This window comes from Mangrovibacterium diazotrophicum (assembly GCF_003610535.1).
Classification (GTDB): Bacteria; Bacteroidota; Bacteroidia; order Bacteroidales; family Prolixibacteraceae; genus Mangrovibacterium; species Mangrovibacterium diazotrophicum.
The window spans coordinates 523,029-544,927 of sequence record NZ_RAPN01000001.1 but is presented as its reverse complement, the minus strand read 5'-3'; the positions used below and the strand labels follow the sequence as shown (position 1 = coordinate 544,927).

Below are 21,899 nucleotides of genomic sequence, written 5' to 3'. Positions count from 1 at the left end.
GCTTATTTAAGATTTAACGTGTGAGCAATAATTGCTTCGCGGGCAAAAACACCATTCAATGCCTGGTCGAAGTAATATGCTTTTTCGTTTTTATCAACGTCGGTATGAATTTCGTTGACACGTGGTAGCGGGTGCAAAATACGCATGTTCGGCTTGGTATTTTTGAGCATGCTGTTCCGGAGGATGTAAACGTTTTTCACCTGTTCGTATTCAATCGGATCCGAGAAACGTTCCTTTTGTACGCGGGTCATGTAAACAATGTCGGCTTCCGAGATGATGTCGGTAAATTCCCGGTGCTCAAAATAGCGGATTCCTTTTTCGCGCAGGTAGAGTTTGTATTCTTCCGGCATCTGCAGTTCTTCGGGCGCTATAAAGTTGAAGATCGGGTTTTCAAACTGCGACAGGGCCATCAGCAACGAGTGTACGGTGCGTCCGTATTTCAAGTCACCAACCATGAAGATATTAATGTTATCGAGGCGCCCCTGTGTTTTAATGATCGAATACATGTCGAGCAGGGTTTGTGTTGGGTGTTGGTTAGCTCCGTCGCCTGCATTGATAATTGGCACCGAAGAAACTTCGGCCGCATACCGGGCGCTGCCTTCCAACGGGTGACGCATCACAATAAGATCGGCATAGTTGGAAACCATGCGAATGGTGTCGTGTAGCGTTTCGCCTTTGGTAACACTCGACGAGTTAGAATCGGAAAAACCGATGATTCGTCCACCCAAACGGTTGATTGCAGTTTCAAAACTCAAGCGGGTTCGGGTTGACGGTTCAAAGAAGAGCGAAGCGACTACCTTGCCTTCCAGCAGTCGTTGGTTGGGATTTCGTTCAAAATCCGCAGCCAATTCCATAATCCGAAGGTATTCTTCCTTCGAATAATCCATGATGGAAATTAAATCTTTCTTCATTTATGGTGTTTGTTTTTTAGTTTGAAACGCAGACATAAAAAAACCAACAGTGTTTTTCACAACTGCTGGCTCTTTTAAAGTCTTTGAAATTTCTGAAATATGAAATTGCTTAAAATGACCGCCTAATCGAATCAAATCATAAAAGAAATTTGGGAAAAGAATAAAGGAATGGTCGCTGCCATCCAGCTGAAAATGATATCGATTATGCAAGCCTTTCATTAAAATGTAAAGTTATAGAGCTATCGTTTATTATAGCATGATTTTGAGCAGTATTTATTAATGACTTACTAACAATATTGTCATTGTTTACAGTTGGTTTATTCGTACTCCCTCGATGTTTAAAAGCAAGGCAAACAGGCGTTCCGACTCGCTTTCACGGATAGATGAACGGATTCTGCAGCGCAGGTCGAAATCGGTTTTCTTTTGCGGCAGGTTTTCGTCTTTGAATACCTTCATCACACTATTCATATTTAAATAGTCGAACTCGACCCAAAATGCTATTTCGACCAGCTGTTCTACAATTTCAGCTTGCTCTAGGGCATCTGCTGCGGCAGCTCTGTATGCGTTGATCAGGCCGCTTACGCCAAGCAAAGTACCTCCGAAGTACCGAACTACAACTACGAGTATATTCGTTAAATCAAGACGCTGAATTTGTCCAAGTATTGGTTTCCCGGCAGTAGACGAAGGTTCACCATCGTCATTGGCGCGAAATTGGGTTTTGTCGGCTCCCAGGCGCCAGGCATAACAATGGTGGCGGGCCGAGTAATGTTCTTTCTTGAGGTTCTGAATGTGCTCTTTTATCTCGTCCTCCGTTTCAACAGGGTAGGCATAAGCCAAAAACTTACTGCCTTTGTCTTTGAAAAGGCCTTCGCAGGCTTGGGCTATTGTCAAATAAGAATCACTCATTGGCGGATAAAAAAAAGGCAGATCACAATGATCTGCCGGGCATATTTACATTTTCAATTTCTTTTCTATTTCGTCGACAAAATTCCTGAAATTCTTGTCGGTCTCTATCAGGTTATTCACCGTTTTGCAGGCATGAAGCACCGTTGCGTGGTCCTTATTCCCAATTTGCGAACCGATGGATGCCAGAGACGATTTGGTCATACTTTTCGAGAAATACATAGCCAGCTGGCGAGCCTGTACAATTTCGCGTTTGCGGGTTTTGGTCTGCAGGTTATCAACCGGCAAGTTGAAGTAGTCGCAAACAACTTTCGAAATGTAATCGATCGATAATTCGCGTTTCGAACTTTTTACCAGTTTATTAACCATGTCGCTCGCAAGCTCAATCGTCACTTCTTTCTTATTCAGCGTTGACTGAGCCAACAGCGAAACCAAAGCACCTTCCAGCTCACGCACATTGTTGGTAATGTGAGAAGCGATGTATTCCAACACTTCGTCGCTGATTTCAATTCCGTCTTTGTACGTTTTGCGCTTCAAAATCTCCATGCGGGTTTCGAAATCCGGAACCAACAACTCGGCTGTCAATCCCCATTTGAAACGGGATAGCAAGCGTTGTTCCATTCCTTTCAATTCGATTGGAGGCTTGTCTGAAGTCAAAATTAATTGTTTGCCACTTTGGTGTAAGTGGTTGAAAATATGGAAGAATGTTTCCTGCGTCTTTTCTTTTCCTGCAAATTCCTGTACATCATCCAAAATCAGCACATCAATCATTTGATAGAAGTGCAAGAAGTCGTTCCGGTTGTTGTTGCGGGTAGCCTCGGTAAATTGCGTTTGAAATTTATTGGCATTCACATACAACACCACTTTGTCCGGAAATTGTTCTTTTACCTGAATTCCGATCGCATGGGCAAGGTGTGTTTTTCCCAATCCGGAATTTCCGAATATCATCAACGGGTTGAAAGCAGTACCCCCCGGATTTTGTGCTACAGCATAGCCGGCAGCACGCGCCAGGCTGTTGCATTCGCCTTCCACAAAATTATCAAACGTATTGTCCGGTTTCAGTTGTGGATCAACGTGCAATTTTTGGATTCCCGGTATGATAAACGGGTTTTTAATAGACGGTTTCCCCTCAGTTTTCAGAGGAACGTTTAGTGGCTTGTTTTGAATCTTCGGATTGTTGTTGGTCGGATACTTTACTGTATATGGTTGTGAGTTTGCTTGATTCCCCATTACAACCACGTACTCCAGTTTTGCGTCTTGTCCAACTTCTTTTCTCAACGTTTTGCGCAACAAGTCAATGTATTGTTCTTCCAGGTACTCGTAAAAGAACGGACTAGGTACCTGAATCGTCAGAACCTGATTGTCTATTCGAAGCGGTACAATCGGTTCAAACCAAGTTTTAAAGCTAATTGTCGGAACATTATCACGTATCACACCTAGACAACGCTCCCATACACCAAGATGAGTATTAGTCATTTTGAACAGCAGGATTAATTGAGTTCGACAAAAATTTTCCCTTTATTTTTTTCCCGAGAACAAAAGTGTTCAAAAAAAAAGTATAAAAAAAATGAAATTGCCCTTGACTTTTTATGAATAATTATAAAGGCTTTATAACTCAATTACTTAAAAATTTGAAAAAATTTTATGCTGTATAACAATCTGATAATCAGGTTTTTGACATAGGTGTTTTCTGTAACTGTTGAGAATAAAGGGCATTACGGATGACGTCCTAAATAAACATTATGAAAAATTTTATTGTCCAATTTTCCGCAAAGCTTTATCCAGCTTGACTTGACGGCCATTTTTGAAGGCAATGATCGAAGCATCCGGAAAAACCTTCTTCGCTTTCTCTAAAAGCGGATACATTTCCTGAATGTCAGAAGAATTTCCAATCGAGTAATTATAGATACCCGCAATTTCGGTTTCTTCAACTTTGGTAAATCCTTCGAAGATCGGGTTGTTCAAATTCAGCCTTTCGGGGCTCGACAGCAAGTGCACTTTAAAAGTGTAGTCCGAATTGGAAGCCGACGAGTTTTGCTCAGGATTTATATAAATACTCTTTCCCAGATCCAGGGCCGAGAAATGCACATACCGCTTCGGATTGTTGCGGAAGTCTTTGAGCAGGTAATCCATACTCAAGCTAAGTTGTGTCAGGTTCTGGTACAATTCCGGATCGTTGATCAACAAACCGGCTGATCCCTCTTTTGAATTAACCTTCGCTATAATGTCGTTGATACCGACGGTGCTTTCCGACAGGCTTTCCATCATTTCTTTAAGGTTGACTGCCGATATACTGTCGGTAATATTCGCAAGATTGTCGGCAATAGCCGAGAAATCCTCGGAGCTTGACGCCAGCGTAGAGGTCAGTTGATTCATGTTTTCCATGACTCCCTGGATGTTGCCTCTTTCGTTGCGCAACAGTAAATCCAATTCAGCCGAAGCACTTTCAAGGTTAATGATTGTTTGGTTGATATGTGCAAAACTTTCCGACAGGTTTTTTCGGGCCTCCGGGTTAAACACATAAGTAATAACAGTAATAGCCGAGTCAAGAGATGCCAATAGCTGCTCCGCTTTGTTCTTTAGCGGTAAAACCTGCATGCTGACCTGTTCTTTCAGGTCGCCCTCGATACTTGCCGGTATTGTGTCGTAAGCAGCGTAGAACTGGTTATTCGGATTTATCAACAATTTGATGGAACGGGTTCCCATAATGTCGCTGGAGATAATCCGCGCTTCAGTTCCAATCGGCAACTTAAATTTACCTTCGATGGAGAATGTTACAATCAGGCTTCCGTCGTTTTTGTCCGAAAAGCTGATGTCCTTTACTTGACCAACCTGGTATCCGTTAATATCAACAGCACTTGATTTCATCAAACCGTCAACACGGTCGTAAACGGCGTAGTATGTTGTATTGGTATTGAAATAGTCGATTCCTTTCAGATAATTAAGACCCCAGATCAGTATGGCAACACTAGAGATAATCAATAAACCTAACTTGGTGTATTTCGAGATTTTCATGTTGATTTTTTTAAGGGTTTTCCGATGTTGTGACCTAAAATTTGTAAGAATTAGTTCGGATTGGTTTTCTACAACAACTTGATTATGCAATAATACTAAGCATTGGAGTAGAAAACAAGCTTATGTGAATAACTACCGTTGTTGCAGGGCGCGGGCTTCGTCAACCGAAATCTGTTTCCCTTCGCAGAAAGCGGCAATAAAAGCGTCATTATAATGTTGTTTTGCTTCTTCTTTTCGTTTCAGAATAGCTTCGAAGCTTTGCTCTCTGGCGTAGTAATATTTATAAACACCGTTGTTTTCGATCATGTAAACAGAATCCAAACCACGGAAATTGTAGGGTTTTAGCTCCAGTTTAGTATGTGTTACTGCCAGTTGAATGCTGTAATAAACTTCCTTCGGCCGGGCTTTCTCTACAATCGGTGCGGTTTTCTGAAGTTCCGTTTTTATCTCAGGCTTGGAAGTTTCGGCAGGCGGAGCGTGCTGTCCTTCGTTCGACCGGTCTTCTTTCGTTTCTTCATTGACGATACTTTTCAGCTCGAAGTCGTTTTTTGTTTCGTAACTCGTCTTGTAGGATTTCACGGCATCGCAAATCGATTTTGCCAGTTCGGTCTGTCCCTTTTCCGAGTTTAAGTATTGCGCTTCGGCCTCATTGCTTAAATAACCTGCTTCAACCAAAATGCTGGGCATGCTGGTTTGACGAAGTACAAGGAAGCCGGCTTGCTTGACGCCCCGGTCATTTCGTTTTGCGTGGTTCTTGAAATTGTTTTGCACCAAAGCAGCCATGGTCACGCTTTGATCAAAATATTCTTCCTGTACGAGGTCGAACATGATGTATGATTCTGACGAATTCGGGTCGAAACCTTCGTAACGGGTCGAGTAATCGTCTTCGATTAAAATTACCGAGTTTTCCTTTTTGGCAACGTCGAGGTTTTCTTCTGTTTTGTGCATCCCCAAAACGAAAGTTTCGGTACCGCTAACCGAAGGAGTAGGGCACGAGTTGGCGTGAAGCGACAGAAACAGGTCGGCCTTGCTGGCAATGGCTTTTTCGGCACGTTCGTGAAGCGGAATGAAAACATCGGTTTTCCGGGTGAAGACAATTTTTACATCGGGCATTTCCTGGTTGATGTATCTTCCCAAGCGGATTGCCAGATTCAGGACAACATCTTTTTCTCTAATTTTCTGATAAATAGCTCCCGGATCATGACCGCCGTGCCCGGGGTCGATGACAATTGTGAAGCTTTTATTGCTTATCTTTTTTGCGTAGACGTGCGAGTTCGCACTGTAGAGTACAACTAGAGAAATGAGAAGTAAATACCGGATAACCACCATGTACAATCAAACTTTGCTCGGGTAAAAATAGAAATATTAATATTATTTTTCAGCTGTTAACCACTTAGTCGCCGATGAATTTATATTTTTGCACACCAACCAGCCAACGAAGGCAATTTTTATGGGCATTTTGAAACGAAAACTAGTAATATACCTTTTTCTCCTGATTGGTCTGTGTGCTAATGCACAAGAGACACCTAAGCTCGTGATTGAAGAGCTGGACTTTCCTGATTCATTAATAAGTATTGCGCCCGATTCGTTGGCTATGCCTGCAATACCCGACAGTTTGGCACTGCCTGCCGATTCACTTCTAACGGATACACTTCAGACAGAAGCCAAGGAAAAGAAGCCGGTGCTGGATGCAACCATCAACTATAATGCACAAGACTCCATAATTGTTGCGCTCGACGGCAAAAAAGTGTACATGTATAAAGGTGGCGTTGTTACCTACGAAAATATTGAGCTGACAGCTGATTACATCATTCTCGATTTAAATACAAAAGAGGTTTACGCTGAAGGATTGCCGGATTCGACCGGTGTGATGCAGGGCAACCCGATTTTTAAGGATGGAACCGATGAGTTTGAATGTAAGACACTTCGCTATAATTTCAAGTCGCAGAAAGGGATCATTCAGGATGTGAAAACCGAACAGGGAGAGGGCTACGTTCATAGCGAACGGACCAAAAAAGTCAGCAAGGATGCATTCATTCTGAAGAATGGTAAATACACAACCTGTGATGCTGATCACCCGCACTTTTACCTGAAAATGACAAAGGCCAAAGTCATTTCTAACAAAAAGATTATTACCGGGCCGGCCTATATGGTTTTGGAAGATTTTCCGATCTATTTTCCCATTTTGCCATTTGGCTTTTTCCCGAATTCACCCAGTTATTCGTCGGGGATCATTATCCCGTCGTACGGAGAGGAAAACAGTCGTGGTTTCTTCCTGCGTGAAGGAGGATACTATTGGGCTGCAAGCGAGTATTTTGATGTGACCTTGAAAGGGGATATTTATTCCAAAGGATCTTGGGGTACTTACTTTAGTTCAAATTACCGAAAGCGATACAAGTTCAACGGGAGTGTGAACATCAAGTATAATGTGAATAAGTACAGTGAAGAAGGGTTGCCCGATTATAGCAGGAGTCCCGGTTTTAGCATTCAGTGGACACATTCGCAGGACAGCAAAGCGAATCCGTATCAAACGTTTTCGGCCAGTGTAAACATGTCAACCTCCAGTTACGACAAACAAAACTCGTATAACGTATACAGCTATTTGAACTCCCAGAAGTCTTCGAGTATCAGCTACTCTAAAAAATGGGAAAATTCGCCGTTCAATATGTCGGTTAACTTCCGGCACTCGCAGAATTCTTCGGATTCAACAATGACGATTAGCTTCCCGGAGATGACCTTCAGTATGTCTAAGATCTATCCGTTTAAAAGTAAGAACCACGTCGGAAAAACGAGATTTTGGGAGAAAATCAGCATTGGTTACACCGGTAATATCAAAAACTCAATCACCGCGCGCGAGGATTCTATTCTACAGATGTCGTTGGTTAAGGATTGGCAGAACGGTTGGCAGCACAGTATTCCGATTACTTTGCCAAGCTTCAACTTGCTGAAGTACATCAATATGAGCCCGTCATTTACTTACAAAGAACGATGGTACACCAACGAGGTGCAGTCGAAATATATCTTCAACCATGTGACCGGTGAAGAGATGATTCTGAAAGACACCATTTACGGCTTCAAACGGAACTACGAATATTCATATTCATTGAGTGCATCGACGAATATTTACGGGATGTATTTGATTAAAAACCCGAACTCGCGCATTAAAGCGATTCGTCATAAAATGACGCCCACCATGAGTTTCAGTTACCGCCCCGACTTCGGCGATCCGAAATACGGATTCTGGGACAGTTATGTTGATGCCAAGGGTAAAATCAAATATTTTAACCGTTTCCAGAACGGAGTGTTCGGTTCAACGTCCCGAGGTGAGAGTGGGGCCATCTCCTTTGGTTTGTCAAACAACATCGAAGCCAAAATGGCAGCGAGGACAGATACAATTAGCAGCACCAATACGGAGGGGGGAGAAAAAAGCGATGACAAGTACACGAAAGTCAAGATCTTGGAAAACCTGAGTTTCAGTGGCTCATACAACCTGGTGGCCGACTCGTTGAACCTGAGTAATATCGCCATACGCGGCCGTACAACCATCAAGGGGATCAGTATTAACTTTGGAGGTACTTTAAACCCGTATTTGACAGATACAACCGGTGATGTCACGATTAACCAGTATGCCTGGAATCACCGGTCGGGATTGGCAAAGTTAGGGCGGCTTACCAATGCGAACCTCTCCTTTGGCTTGTCGTTTAAGTCGAAGGACAAAAAAGGAGGCAACAAAGGCGGAACTGGCGGGGGACAACCCGGGCAAGGGCCACAAAGTAGTGGACAGCCCGATACCGGTTTTGATGAATTCGGACAGCCGCTGCCGGTACTGATGATGACCGGACCTCAATATTACGACTTTAGTATTCCCTGGGAGTTCCGAATGGACTACACCATGAGTTATTCAAAATCGAATCCATTCGAATCAGCTACTATAAATCAGAGTGTTAATTTCAATGGGCGACTGAGTTTGACCGATAAGTGGAATATGACAATGACGACAAACTTTGATATTCAAGCCAAAGAATTTTCGTTTACAACGTTTAATATTTCGCGTTCGTTACACTGCTGGAGTATGAGTTTCAACTTCGTACCGTTTGGTGATCGTAAAAGTTACAGCTTCTCTCTGAATGCTTCTTCTTCGATGTTGAAAGACCTTAAGATCGACAAAAACAAGAGCTGGTACGATAATTAATCCGGAGCCATTGAAACTTGGTGCGATATTTGATCAATCGGACTTGCCGAATTCGAAGGCGTAGCGAAGAGCGGGGCACCAAGAGTAACGGATGAAGGAGTTGAACAGATATTTTTCGTATTCACAAACTCTTTTGCGCTTCAATCGTTATTATAGCCTTAGATAAATCTTTGTTAACACTGAGAGACATCGATCCGGCAAATAAACTAATGTTGGTTTATGATGTTATCTTTAAATAAAATAAATAGGAATAGAGTGTCTTTTTTTAATGGCATGATTTTTATTTCTTTGCAGTTTAATTATTAAAAATCAATCTAAATAATTTGATATGGCGATTTCAAAAAACAAAATGGTTTCTCTGACCTACGATCTGAGAATCGGTGGTGCAGAGGGTGAATTGATCGAACAGGCAACAGCTGAGAGACCATTGAGCTTTGTATACGGAGCCGGAACTATGCTCCCTAAATTCGAAGCTTTACTGGAAGGTATGGAACAAGGCAAAACATTCGAAATAGATTTGAATTGTGCAGATGCTTACGGAGAGATTGATGAGAATGCAATTGTTGATCTTCCTAAATCTATTTTCATCATGGACGGTAAGTTCGATGATGACATCATCAAAATTGGCAACACTGTTCCAATGATGAGCACAAGCGGCCAACGCATGAATGGTTTGGTTTTGGAAATTACAGAGGAAGCTGTAAAAATGGACTTTAACCACCCATTGGCTGGTGAGGACCTGCATTTTACAGGCGATATTCTGGAAGTACGCGAAGCTACCGACGAAGAAATCGCAGCAACAATTCACGGTGGTTGCGGAAGCGGCTGTGGTTGCGGAAGTGACTCAAGTTGCGGAAGCGGTGGCTGTGGTTGCGATGACGAATCTTGCTCTACTGAAAGCGCAAGTGGTGGCTGCGGTTGCGGTTGCTAATCTTTCTTGACAGACTTTTTTATTCTCTCATACCTTGCCACTCACTGGGTGGCAAGGCTACAAAATTTTACAATGAATAGCTTCGGACAAATCTTCAGACTTACTTCCTTTGGAGAATCACATGGCCGCGGAATTGGCGGTGTTATCGACGGTTGCCCAGCCGGGTTGGAAATTGATATGGAATTCATTCAGAATGAATTAAATCGAAGAAAACCAGGCCAATCAAAAATTACAACTCAAAGGAACGAAGCTGACAGGGTCGAATTTTTATCCGGTATTTTTGAAGGTAAAACGCAAGGTACGCCAATCGGTTTTATGGTTTGGAATCAGGATCAGCATTCCAACGATTATAACAACCTGAAAGACGTTTACCGTCCGTCGCATGCCGATTACACGTATATTCAGAAGTATGGTAGCCGCGATCATCGTGGAGGCGGCCGTTCATCGGCTCGCGAAACAATTGCCCGTGTTGTGGCTGGTGCCATTGCCAAACTTCTGCTGCAAAAGCAGGGTATTCGTATTGATGCTTTCGTGAAGCGTGTTGGCGAAATCGAACTTCAGAAAAGTTACAAGGATATAGACCTGAGCCAGATTGATTCAAACATCGTTCGTTGTCCCGACGCTGAAGTTGCCGAGAAAATGATTGCCCGAATTGAAGAGGCAGGAAGAGATCGCGACACAGTGGGCGGAGTAATTCAAGCGGTTATTCAAGGGGTGCCGACAGGTTTCGGCGAGCCGGTTTTTAACAAACTGCATGCCGACTTAGGTCACGCCATGCTGGGAATTAACGCCGTGAAAGGTTTCGAGTATGGTTCCGGCTTTGAAGGGACCAAATTATCGGGATCGGAGCACAACGATATTTTTATCAAGACAGAGAGCGGTATTCGTACCAAAACCAACAATTCCGGAGGTATTCAGGGAGGTATCAGCAACGGAGAAGACATTTATTTCAATGTTGCTTTTAAACCCATCGCAACGCTGTTGAAAGAACAGCACACCGTCGATAAAGAAGAAAACGAAACGGTCATCAATCCGAAAGGACGACATGATCCGTGTGTTCTCCCAAGAGCCGTTCCGATTGTGGAAGCAATGGCTGCTCTTGTTATAGCCGATCATTATTTGTTGAATAAAATAAATCAGATTTAATGCCACGGAAAAAAAGAGACCGCCGACTGTTGGCTCCTCCCGCAATTAAAGGATTGTCTGTGTACGGCCCCAAGAACAGGTCGGAGCAGGTTGTTCTTTATTTCGAGGAGTATGAAGCCATCAAGCTATTGGACTACGAGAACATGACGCAGGAAGAAGCAGCTGTTTGCATGGATGTATCGCGTCCTACCCTGACACGAATCTACGAATCGGCTCGAAACAAAGTCGCTCAATCAATGGTGGAAGGAAAGGACCTGATTATTCGTGGTGGTAACTTCCAGTTCGACGACAACTGGTTTTACTGCAACAACTGCCAGGCTAAATTTAACCGGTTAGTCGAAACCGATAAAACCTGCCCGGTATGTAACTCGTTGGAGATTATTACACTGAATGAATATTATTCAGAAGAAGATTAGATTTTTGAAACGCCCCTATGAAATTCCCAACTTTGAGTAGCTTTCGCTATTGGAGTTGGGAATTTTTTTTGAAAATCTTAGGACAAATCTACTCACGGGATGACATCGGAAGCGCCTGAACGCAGGAAGGAGAAGTTGAAGGCACAATTGTTTTCAACCGCCTCCAACACTTCCGGCAACCTTCGGTTATTTTCACGTCGGCAGCCGCATGCCGAATCAATTTAATCATGCTTACACGAGCGTTTTCTCGCCTTCACTTTTGGCGATGATCACCGCACCACAGCTGTCGCTCCATACATTTACAGATGTACGGTACATATCCAGGATACGATCGACTGCCAAAATCAACCCAACACCTTCCAGCGGCAAGTTTACGGCCGATAGAATTATCGTAATCATCACAAGTCCGGCCATCGGAATTCCTGCAGCTCCGATTGAGGCTAAAAGAGCTGTCACAACCACCAGCATCTGTTGGCCGAAGCCCAATTCAATTCCGTAAACCTGCGCGATAAACATAGCTGCCACGCACTCGTAAAGCGCGGTGCCGTCCATATTGATGGTTGCACCCAGAGGAAGAGTAAAACTTGTGATTTTATTTGATACGCCACTTTCTTTCTCAACGGCTTCAATTGTCAGTGGTAGAGTTGCACTTGATGACGAGGTAGAAAATGCCGTTAAGAGCGGGGATAGCATGTTTTTTAAGTGGCGGTAGGGATGTGCCTTGCCAACCAGTTTTACAATCACAGGCAGCGTTATAAATGCGTGAATCGATAGCGCCAGAATAACGGTGAGCATATAGATGGCCATGCTACCTGCGATGGATGAAAGTTGCTCGGCGTTGCGGGCGACTTCCTTGGCAACAATGCCCAAAATACCAAGCGGTGTAAACCGAATAATGAACATGGTGAGCTGCATCATCACATCGAATACCGCATCGAAAAAGTTGGTCAGCGTTTGCTGGTATTTCGTTTTCGATGCATTTATAAAGAAGCCAAACAGGATGGCAAAGAAGATGATTGATAAAATGTCGCCGTTGTAAAGCGATTGAAAGATGTTCTCCGGAATCATCCGGAAGAAGATATCCGAAATTTTCGATTCGTGCGCTTCAAATTGAGGAGCATTGGAATGTAATCCTAAGTCGACACCAACTCCGGGGCGGATCAGATTCACCATGACCAAACCAGTCAGGATGGCAAAAAGCGAGGTGAACAAGTAGTAGGAGAGTGTCTTCAATCCCAACCGACCAAGATTTTTGCCGCTTCCCATGCTGGTAACACCGCTGATAATAGAACTGAAAATAAGCGGAATAATAATCATTTTCAGTAAGCGTAGGAAAATGTCGCCCATCCAGGAGATGTATTGAACCTGGTTAGCAAAGAAGTAACCAAATAGAACGGCGATGACCAACGCGATCAGAATTTGCCAGTGAAGCTTCATTTTTAATAGAAACATATCAGAGTTTTAAGAGGTTGAAATATTGAGCGTTAAGGCAGGTCATTAGAGTCGTTAGTTCAGGTTACAATCAGCTGGTATAACTGACTGATAGTTACAAATCTACTAATAAAAAATGTTTATCAACATAAATGAGGCTAAAAGAAAATATTATAAATTGCAGCACAGTACAGCACAATACAATAACCTAATAAAACACAATATTGCTATGTCAAACCGATTAATCGGACGTTTGCCTAAAGTTGGTATTCGTCCTGTCATTGATGGACGTGAACGCGGCGTCCGCGAATCCCTTGAAGTACAAACCATGAATATGGCCAAAGCTGCTGCTGCTTTGATCGAAGAGAACCTGCGTTTTCCGTCAGGAGAAAAGGTAGAATGTGTTATTGCCGACACCACGATTGGCGGTGTGGCAGATGCAGCAAACTGCGCCGATAAATTCAAGCGCGAAGGGGTTGAAGTTTCGTTGACGGTAACTCCTTGCTGGTGTTACGGAACCGAGGTGATGGATGCCGATCCGCTGATTTCAAAAGCTGTTTGGGGATTTAACGGAACGGAACGTCCGGGGGCAGTTTACCTGGCAGCTGCCTTGGCTGGCTACACACAGAAAGGTCTGCCTGCATTCGGGATTTATGGCCGCGATGTGCAGGATGCCGGAGACACAACGATCCCCAATGATGTAAAAGAAAAAATACTGCGATTTGCGAAGGCAGCGCTGGCTGCCGCTCAAATGAAAGGGAAATCGTATTTGTCGATTGGCTACACATCGATGGGGATTGCCGGCTCAATGGTTAACCCCGATTTTTTCCAGGATTATTTGGGCATGCGCACCGAATTTGTTGATTCGGTTGAAGTCAAACGACGGATTGATCAGGAAATTTACGATAAAGAAGAATTTGAGAAGGCGCTGGCCTGGGTAAAAGCGAATTGCCAAGAAGGCGAAGACCGCAACGATGCTGCAAAACAAACGGATCGTGAACGAAAAGATTGGGAGTGGGAGATTGTCGTAAAAATGACGTTGATCTGCCGCGACCTGATGATTGGTAATCCGAAATTGGCTGAACTTGGATTTGGCGAGGAGTCAAAAGGTCATAACGCGATTACCGGAGGTTTCCAGGGGCAACGCCAATGGACCGATTACTATCCAAACGCGGACTTCACAGAAGCGATTTTAAACTCCTCATTCGATTGGAATGGCATCCGTGAGGCGTTTGTGTTTGCCACAGAAAATGACAGCTTAAATGCCGTACCAATGCTGTTTGGCCACTTGTTAACCAATACAGCTCAGATTTTCTCGGATGTTCGCACGTTCTGGAGCCCTGAATCCGTGAAACGTGTTACAGGTAAAGAGCTAACCGGCTTGGCAAAAGACGGCATTATCCACCTAATCAATTCCGGCTCAACAACGCTGGATGCAACAGCACAACAGAAAGATGCTGATGGAAATTCGGTGATGAAACCTTATTGGGAAATTACGGAGGCAGATGTTTCAGCCTGTCTTGAGAATACAGTCTGGAGTCCGGCTGACCTGGGGTATTTTAGGGGCGGTGGCTATTCATCACAATTTAAAACAGCCGGGCAGATGCCGGTTACCATGTCGCGTGTGAATTGGGTAAAGGGCTTGGGGCCTGTGATTCAAATAGCGGAGGGCTGGACCGTTGAGCTACCGGATGACGTTCACAGCATTTTGGACGAACGTACCAACCCAACATGGCCAACAACCTGGTTCGTGCCTCGTTTAACCGGGAACGGAGCTTTTAAAGATGTTTACAGCGTAATGGCCAATTGGGGAGCGAACCATGGAGCCATTTCATTCGGACATATTGGAGCCGATTTAATCACTTTAGCTTCCATTCTTCGAATTCCGGTTTGTATGCACAACGTCGGGGAAGGATCTATTTTCAGACCGAGTGCCTGGGCATCTTTCGGCATGGATAAAGAGGCTGCGGACTATAAAGCTTGCGAAACTTACGGGCCGATGTTTGCCTGATTTTAGATAGGAATTTTATCTTTAGCAGAAATTTCGGTGGTTTCAGCCGCTTCTCGGTTGAAACCACCACCTTTTTAACGCTGAAAGTAAATCAAATACATGTCATTTAAGAAAGGACAATACGGATACGACCTGGAATGTCTTCAAAAATACCAAACAGCCGTGGAGCTGGTTGGCGGAGAGTCCCGTGTTTTAGTGGCGCCCGATTTGCAGGGACGGGTCATGACGAGCACAACGTCGGGCAAGCAGGGCTATTCATTCGGATGGGTAAACCACGAACTGTTTGAAGCGGAAAAACGTTCCGAACAATTCAATGCTTATGGCGGCGAAGAGCGCTTCTGGTTTGGTCCCGAGGGTGGTCAGTTCTCCTTTTATTTCGAAAAGGGAAAGACCATGGAAATCAATAATTGGAAGGTTCCTTCAGTTATTGATGTAATGCCCTGGGAGGTGAAGGAAGTGATGCCGGAAATGGTCACGGTTAATCAAGTATTTAAATTGAAAAACTATTCCGGAACCGAGTTCGAGATGGAGGTCACCCGTCGGGTGGGGATCATCCTGTCCGATGAGATTGTTTTCAGTTTGAATTGTCAACCCGGCCCGTCTGTCAAATCAGTGGCTTACGAGTCGTTAAATCAGCTAAAAAACATTGGAGCGAACACATGGATCAAGGCGGGAGGTTTGCCTTCCATTTGGATGCTTTCCATGTATAATCCGTCGCCGGACGTCATCATTATTGTCCCGTTTAATGCTGAAGAGGAAGGACCAATTCTGAAAGCGGATTACTTTGGAGAGATCCCGGAAGATCGGATCAAAATTAAAGCGGACCATGTTTTGTTGAAAGCGGATGGTCAGTACCGAAGTAAGTTGGGAATCCCTCCCGTTCGAGCTAAGCGTTTTTTAGGAAGCTATGATTTGGCAAATCAGCGGTTGACAATTCTGGAGACAACTATCAATCCGTATGCGACGGACTATGTCAATTCTGCCTGGGATGAAGTCCAGAAAGAACCGTTTAAAGGAGATTTGATTAATGTTTACAATGACGGACCGCTTGCGAATGGTGCACAACTTGGACCATTTTACGAGTTGGAGTCATCATCGGAAGCGCTTCAGCTTGAATCCGGTCAAAGTCATATTCATATCCAGCGGACTTATCATTTTGAAGGTAGTTTGCAAGACTTGAATGCCATTGCGGAAAATGTTCTCGGCGTGACCTTGCTGAAATTAGAAGATTCATTCAACTAAAAAATTACTCAAACAATAACTAAACAAACCAAGCGTGAAAACCAAAGAAAAAGTAGTTCCAACGGAATACATAGTTCCGTTTATACTAATTACCAGTTGTTTTGCATTGTGGGGCTTCGCCAATGATATTACCAACCCGATGGTCGAAGCTTTTTCCCGTATTTTTAACATGGGGGTCGGTGGCGGTACCTGGGTGCAGGTCGTTTTCTATGGAGGATACGGCGCAATGGCCTTTCCTGCTGCCTTCTACATTCGAAAATATTCATATAAATCCGGGATTTTAATGGGCTTAGGCCTCTACGCTACCGGAGCATTGTTGTTTATCCCGGCTAACTCTATCGGGATGTATTACCCGTTTCTGATCGCCTATTTCGTAATGACTTGCGGGCTTTCGTTTTTGGAAACGAGTGCCAACCCTTACATCTTGTTTATGGGGCCCGACAGTACCGCAACCCGTCGGTTGAACCTGGCGCAGGCTTTTAACCCGATGGGTTCGTTGACAGGGATGTTCATTGCTAAAACATTTATTCAGGCTCGTCTTGATCCGCGTGGAGCTGATGAGAGAGCACTGTTGTCGCCGGAAGAGTTCAACCAGCTAAAAGTCCATGATCTGGATATTTTGAGTTCGCCCTATATTGCCATTGGCGGGGTGATTATCGCTGTATTTCTGATTATTCTTTTTGCGAAGATGCCAAAGAACGAAGAGTCTTCGCACGATTTGAATTTTTTCGGTGCACTGAAAAACCTCATGAAAGTTCCCCGTTACTACGAAGGCGTGGTGGCGCAGTTGTTCTACGTTGGGGCGCAAATTATGTGCTGGACGTTTATCGTCCAATATGGGCAACGTATTTTCATGGAACAGTTCGGTCTAACGGCGGGGGATGCGGCTCAGAAAGCACAGTTGTACAATATTTTCGCCATGGGAAGCTTTCTGGTTTCGCGGTTCATTTGCACCTTCCTGCTAAAATATATCCGCCCCGGACGATTGCTGATGATCCTTTCGGTTGGAGCAATCTTTTTGTCGGCCGGTACGATCTTATTCCAGGACATTTGGGGGCTATACTGTCTTGTTGGAATTTCTGCCTGTATGTCGCTCATGTTCCCAACAATCTACGGCATTGCGCTTCGCGGAATGGGTGAGGATGCCAAGTTCGGTGCTGCCGGACTGATCATGTCGATTGTTGGTGGTACTTTCCTACCCAAAATTCAGGCCTGGGTTATCGATCAGGGAAGCCTTTTCAGTCTGCCCGCGGTAAATGTGTCGTTTGCAATCCCATTGTTTTGTTTCGTTATTATCGGGATCTATGGGTATCGCACATTTACGATTCACTATTATGCTGACTAAAGAATAATTCTGTAAGGATAACCAAATGAAAGGAGGGTGTTTTTTGACAAAAGCTTTGTTTTATATTGCTGGTTATTCGGGCAGAAATACTATTTTTGAGTTGAATATAAAGGCCACGCAATGTGGCTTTATGAAAACTTCTGTTAGTATCCGCTCTTGGATAGTAACGTTTTTCTACTATATTCAGATAAGTTGTTGGGTTTATAGGCCTGAATTGCAGTGGCAGTTCAGGCTTTTTCGTTCACTAAATTAAGCTTATGGGCTTTCAGTTTTCCATAGACGAGGGATCTGCACAAACTAAAATACAGCAGCTGCTGCATGCCGTAAACGAGGCTATTAGCAACGGTGTGCTTAGAGAAGGTGATTTTCTGCCCTCGGTCAATCAATTGAGCAAATCCAGCGGCTTATCCCGCGACACCATCTTCAAAGCCTACCGGATTTTAAAGCAGCGCAGCATCATCTCATCAACGCCGACGAAGGGCTATTTTGTAAATTCTGCCTCGTTTAAAGTGATGATGTTGCTGGACGACTTCAGCGCGTTTAAAGAACAGCTTTACGGTAGTTTCAGGGCTAATTTACCGGATAACTATGTGGTCGATTTACTTTTCCATCATTACAATCCGGATGTGTTTGAACAGCTGATTCAAAACAGCTTGGGGCGCTACAGTATGTATGTGGTGATGAATATCAAACATCATCGGATGGAGAAGGTGGTTCGCAAAATTGATCCCAACAAACTGCTGATTCTGGATATGGGAACACCCGACAACCCGGATATTGCCTATTTGAATCAGGACTTCGCAAATGGCGCTGTCAACTGTTTGGAGCAGGTTAAAGATCGTTTGACTTGCTATCGTAAATTCAACCTGGTATTTCCCAAAACAACGCCGCATCCGTCTGAATTTGTAAATTCATTTATTTCATTTTGTAATGATAATGATATTGTTTGCAATGTAATAGAGAAGTTAACGGAACAGTCGGTTCAATCAGGCGAAGCTTATTTTGTAATTAAGGAAGAAGATTTGGTTTACATTGTTAAAAGTGCCAAGAAACAACAGCTGATACTCGGGAAAGATATTGGAATGATTGCATACAACGATAGTCCGCTGAAGGAACTTGTTGGCGACGGTATCACAGTTATTTCAGTGGATTTTGCGGAAATGGGTAAAAAAGCGGCACACTTTGTCGAATCAAAGGAAAAACTTTTCGAAACGCTTCCTCCAAAGCTGATTTTGAGAGGATCTCTCTAGATTGAGCTCTAATAAAGTCTTCTACTGAATTTACGGATTTATTTTTCAATTCATCTATCTCCGCCCGTAGACAAAAAAATATCCTATTCGCCTGTTTCCGAAATTTCTTGTCAACGGAGATTTCCATCCGAATGATAACCAATTTTAATTGAAAGCGGTATATGGTTATACCGTCTGTCTGATTGTTTCGCGGCAGATGGCTTAACTAACGACTAAAAACGAAGACTATGCCTATCTACATGGATCGACACGATGTTTCGGAAAAGGTAACCGCTGAGATTGTTGCCCAGCTTCACCAACAGGATCTGAAGATTCAGCATAACTTTCAATGCCGGGGATTGACTTATTGGTTCGACGATCGCCGGAAAACAGCTTTTTGCCTGATTGAGGCCCCGAATAAGGAGGCTATTGAGCAGATGCATGGTTCTGCACATGGCGAAGTTCCGAATGAGATTATTGAAGTAGACCCGCTTGTGGTTGAGTCGTTTTTGGGACGTATAAGCGACCCCAAACAAATAGGCGAAGGGCCACTGAATGTCATTAGCGAGTCGGCACTTCGAACTCTGATGATGGTGGGGTTTGATGATTGGGCTTCTCTACATGCGGAGAAAACAGGAGAAGATGTCAATATTCCGGCCTGTATGAATTTACTGATACCGATTTTTCAGAAGTTCGGCGGGCGGGTCGTAAAGACTTTCCGAACCTCTTACCTGGTTTCATTCCAGTCGGTTACCCAGACTATTTTGTGTGCCTTAGAGCTGTATTCCGGAATTGTGGAATGGGGGAAAAAGGCCAATTGTGCTCCGATCAGATTGAAGACAGGCATCAGCGCGGGAGTGCCGGTTTCCGGTAACCGGGAATTGTTTGAAGAGGCTGAAAAAGAAGCACGAATGCTCCACGATATCTCCGAAAACAATATCGTGGTTTCCGCAGATGTGAAAAGCCTGTATGAAGAAGAAAATCCGGATGCTTATTTGGAACACGAGCTCTTTGTGTCGCTCAGCCCAACGGACCAGAAATTTCTTTATCCACTGATGGATTATATTGCTGAGACCTGGCAAAATCCTTATTTGAAAGTAGAAGATTTGGGAAAGAACCTTGGATATAGTAAATCTCAGTTTTATCGTAAAATGGTTTCGCTGGTTGGCGAGACACCCAATAATTTCATCAAAAACTATCGCTTGCGGAAAGCTGCAAAACGCATCAGGCGCCAAAGTGGAAACATTGCGGAAATAGCTTACGAAACAGGATTTAACAGCCCTTCTTATTTCTCGAAATGCTTTTTGCGGAAGTACGGTATTTTACCATCGGAGTATTTGCAACAGGCTTTGGTCTAGTTTGTAAACGACCGAAACGTATTAGTATTTGGTTTAAAATTGCTAGTTGTTGCAGGATCTAACGCTGTAACTTTGCTTGAATTAGTAGTCTGTAAAAAATAAAAATCATTAATCGACGATCTGCCGGAATTAGGTGAATATTAGTATTAACCCTAAATAGAAAGTCAGATGAGTCAGAGTTTGTTTGAACGATTAGGTGGCACTGAAGGAATTATTGCAATTGTTGATGATGCCGTAGATGCCCACATGAAGAATCCCCATGTTAGTGCGCGTTTTGTACCGTATTTGGATACCCCCGAAAAGCTGGCATTGGTGAAACAGCATTCCGTCGAGTTTTTCAGTGAGGGAAGTGGTGGACCGGCCAAGTATTCGGGCAAGGATATGGTTAATGCCCACAAAGGGATGAACATCAGTCGCGATGAATACACCCATGTTGTAGACGATGTGATGATCACCTTGGTCAATCACAAAATTGATGAAGTGACGCAAAAGGATGTTTTGTTTATACTATGGTCCCTCAAAGAGATGATTATCGGACAATAAAACACATCGCAGTCACGCAGGGAAGATGATTGATCTTCCCTTTCATCCGTTCGTATCCTATTGCCTTAGTAGCTATACTGCTTTCTCCGCGGCTTCGCGCAGCGCTTTTGTAAACTGGCGTGCGAAGAACTGTACATTACGATCCAGCAACCGATATCCGAAGGATGAAAATTCAAAAATCGCCGGGTAGTGTTTCAACAGAAGGTTATTCAATTCATGCTTGACAAACTCGATTTCCTTCGTTTGATATTCAGAAATGTTTTGTTTTTCCAAAAGTGAATTGAATGTCTTCAACTCCATTACCTGACGATACTCCGGATAAGTGCGGTCCTTCTCAATCACATCACTGGCAACTCTCAGAGCTTCCTCTGCCATTATATCAAGGTATTCAACCAAATCGTCGGTTTCGGAAACAGGATATAATTTTGCGACGGCCAACCGGAATGTTTCAAAAAAGTCGTTTTTGAAACGGGTACGAAAGGCATCCATCTTATTAAATTCCTCGAATATTCCGCGCATCAGTCTTTCTGTATTTAGTTCCATATCTTTTAACTTTTTTAAGTTATAACATTTTCGAGCCGAAAAAGATTAATCGGGGATATTCTAAAACAGCAGTTATTATGCCATAAAACAAGGAAATTTGCTTGACAGTGACTAAAAGTGACGATTTAGAACAAAAAAAGAGGCCAAACGGGGCCTCTTTGTGTATTTGATGGATTGTTTTGCTTATTTGACGAGCAACCAAACGACTTTACCTTCTTGTTGTGCCTTGCTTAGATCTGCGTAAGCGTCTCCTTTCTCGTGGTATCCGTACATAGCCACCCGAAAGTATTCGCTGTTCGGCCCCCACGAGCGTTGTACAACTTGTGCCGGGTACCCTTGGGTTTCAAGCTCTGACTTATAAGTTTCAGCTTGTTCTTCTTTCAAAAAACTTCCGGAGATCAGAAAGTATTTGTCCGCTGGCTTTTCGATTGGTTGTGGTGCCAACACTTGCTTTTGAATCGTATCTTTTTTTACTTCCTCGACTTTGGGTACAACCTTTTCAACCTGTAATTTTTTAGGTTTATCTTTGCACGAAGCGAAAAATAATAGCGCAATAACAGCAGTAAATGCCAGTTTCTTCATGAATTTTGGATTAAGAGGCAATTGATTCTGATTGGATCAAACTCTTTTTGCCGGTTTAATTATCATTCCAGACTAATTCGGTCTGTTCCGAATAGCTTTCG

At 43.6% G+C, this 21,899-nt stretch carries 20 protein-coding genes; 10 read left to right on the top strand and 10 right to left on the bottom strand.

The window, feature by feature from the left end; translation table 11 throughout:
* Positions 1-2: 2 nt before the first annotated feature.
* The 6 genes from pyrB to BC643_RS02315 form a co-directional block, all read right to left on the bottom strand.
* Positions 3-911, bottom strand: coding sequence for an aspartate carbamoyltransferase (gene pyrB, locus BC643_RS02340; RefSeq protein ID WP_120271564.1), 909 nt, complete (start codon positions 909-911; stop codon positions 3-5).
* Entirely contained in the window at positions 912-1,130 is a 219-nt protein-coding gene (locus tag BC643_RS02335) for a hypothetical protein (RefSeq protein ID WP_120271563.1), read from the bottom strand.
* Positions 1,131-1,217: 87 nt separating this feature from the next.
* Positions 1,218-1,817 (bottom strand): IMPACT family protein, encoded by a 600-nt coding sequence (locus tag BC643_RS02330; protein ID WP_120271562.1) that lies wholly within the window; start codon positions 1,815-1,817, stop codon positions 1,218-1,220.
* A gap of 45 nt (positions 1,818-1,862) precedes the next feature.
* A complete protein-coding gene (gene dnaA / locus BC643_RS02325; protein WP_120271561.1) occupies positions 1,863-3,290 on the bottom strand; it encodes a chromosomal replication initiator protein DnaA in 1,428 nt (475 codons plus the stop codon).
* Between the two features lie 276 nt (positions 3,291-3,566).
* Positions 3,567-4,829, bottom strand: a complete 1,263-nt coding sequence (locus BC643_RS02320; protein WP_120271560.1) for an MlaD family protein — start codon at positions 4,827-4,829, stop codon at positions 3,567-3,569.
* 132 nt (positions 4,830-4,961) lie between these two features.
* The gene (locus BC643_RS02315; RefSeq protein WP_120271559.1) at positions 4,962-6,158 is read right to left on the bottom strand and encodes an N-acetylmuramoyl-L-alanine amidase family protein; all 1,197 of its coding nucleotides are present in this window, start codon (positions 6,156-6,158) and stop codon (positions 4,962-4,964) included.
* A 130-nt stretch (positions 6,159-6,288) separates the two neighbouring features.
* On the opposite strand from BC643_RS02315, the gene BC643_RS02310 reads away from it, so the two are divergent.
* From BC643_RS02310 to BC643_RS02295, 4 genes are all read left to right on the top strand, one after another.
* Complete coding sequence (locus tag BC643_RS02310) at positions 6,289-9,021, top strand: putative LPS assembly protein LptD (RefSeq protein WP_147377111.1); 2,733 nt, start codon at positions 6,289-6,291, stop codon at positions 9,019-9,021.
* A 328-nt stretch (positions 9,022-9,349) separates the two neighbouring features.
* Complete coding sequence (locus BC643_RS02305; protein ID WP_120271557.1) at positions 9,350-9,952, top strand: FKBP-type peptidyl-prolyl cis-trans isomerase; 603 nt, start codon at positions 9,350-9,352, stop codon at positions 9,950-9,952.
* A 72-nt stretch (positions 9,953-10,024) separates the two neighbouring features.
* Positions 10,025-11,098 (top strand): chorismate synthase, encoded by a 1,074-nt coding sequence (gene aroC / locus BC643_RS02300; protein WP_120271556.1) that lies wholly within the window; start codon positions 10,025-10,027, stop codon positions 11,096-11,098.
* Positions 11,098-11,514, top strand: coding sequence for a DUF134 domain-containing protein (locus tag BC643_RS02295; protein WP_120271555.1), 417 nt, complete (start codon positions 11,098-11,100; stop codon positions 11,512-11,514). Before aroC ends, BC643_RS02295 begins: the two co-directional genes overlap by 1 nt.
* An 88-nt stretch (positions 11,515-11,602) precedes the next feature.
* Here the strand turns inward: BC643_RS02295 and BC643_RS23360 are convergent, their stop codons facing one another.
* Positions 11,603-11,743 carry a hypothetical protein gene (locus tag BC643_RS23360; protein WP_170154426.1) on the bottom strand — a complete coding sequence of 47 codons (141 nt, stop codon included), beginning with the start codon at positions 11,741-11,743 and terminating at the stop codon, positions 11,603-11,605.
* Between the two features lie 2 nt (positions 11,744-11,745).
* The gene (locus BC643_RS02290; RefSeq protein ID WP_120271554.1) at positions 11,746-12,966 is read right to left on the bottom strand and encodes a dicarboxylate/amino acid:cation symporter; all 1,221 of its coding nucleotides are present in this window, start codon (positions 12,964-12,966) and stop codon (positions 11,746-11,748) included.
* A 208-nt stretch (positions 12,967-13,174) separates the two neighbouring features.
* Between BC643_RS02290 and BC643_RS02285 the strand changes: the two genes are divergently transcribed.
* From BC643_RS02285 to BC643_RS02260, 6 genes are all read left to right on the top strand, one after another.
* Complete coding sequence (locus tag BC643_RS02285) at positions 13,175-14,956, top strand: L-fucose isomerase (RefSeq protein WP_120271553.1); 1,782 nt, start codon at positions 13,175-13,177, stop codon at positions 14,954-14,956.
* A 99-nt stretch (positions 14,957-15,055) separates the two neighbouring features.
* The gene (locus BC643_RS02280; RefSeq protein WP_120271552.1) at positions 15,056-16,198 is read left to right on the top strand and encodes a DUF6786 family protein; all 1,143 of its coding nucleotides are present in this window, start codon (positions 15,056-15,058) and stop codon (positions 16,196-16,198) included.
* 34 nt (positions 16,199-16,232) lie between these two features.
* Positions 16,233-17,543, top strand: a complete 1,311-nt coding sequence (gene fucP, locus BC643_RS02275; RefSeq protein WP_120271551.1) for an L-fucose:H+ symporter permease — start codon at positions 16,233-16,235, stop codon at positions 17,541-17,543.
* 257 nt (positions 17,544-17,800) lie between these two features.
* On the top strand, positions 17,801-18,793 hold the full coding sequence (locus tag BC643_RS02270) for a GntR family transcriptional regulator (protein WP_120271550.1): 993 nt from the start codon (positions 17,801-17,803) through the stop codon (positions 18,791-18,793).
* 227 nt (positions 18,794-19,020) lie between these two features.
* Entirely contained in the window at positions 19,021-20,130 is a 1,110-nt protein-coding gene (locus tag BC643_RS02265) for a nickel-binding protein (RefSeq protein WP_120271549.1), read from the top strand.
* A 168-nt stretch (positions 20,131-20,298) separates the two neighbouring features.
* Complete coding sequence (locus tag BC643_RS02260; RefSeq protein WP_120271548.1) at positions 20,299-20,673, top strand: group I truncated hemoglobin; 375 nt, start codon at positions 20,299-20,301, stop codon at positions 20,671-20,673.
* 72 nt (positions 20,674-20,745) lie between these two features.
* On the opposite strand, the gene BC643_RS02255 is transcribed toward BC643_RS02260, so the two are convergent.
* Together BC643_RS02255 and BC643_RS02250 are read right to left on the bottom strand one after the other, a co-directional pair.
* Positions 20,746-21,216 (bottom strand): hypothetical protein, encoded by a 471-nt coding sequence (locus BC643_RS02255; RefSeq protein WP_147377110.1) that lies wholly within the window; start codon positions 21,214-21,216, stop codon positions 20,746-20,748.
* A gap of 183 nt (positions 21,217-21,399) precedes the next feature.
* Positions 21,400-21,798: an SPOR domain-containing protein gene (locus BC643_RS02250; RefSeq protein WP_120271546.1), complete on the bottom strand. Its 399-nt coding sequence runs from the start codon at positions 21,796-21,798 to the stop codon at positions 21,400-21,402.
* Between the last annotated feature and the right edge of the window lie 101 nt (positions 21,799-21,899).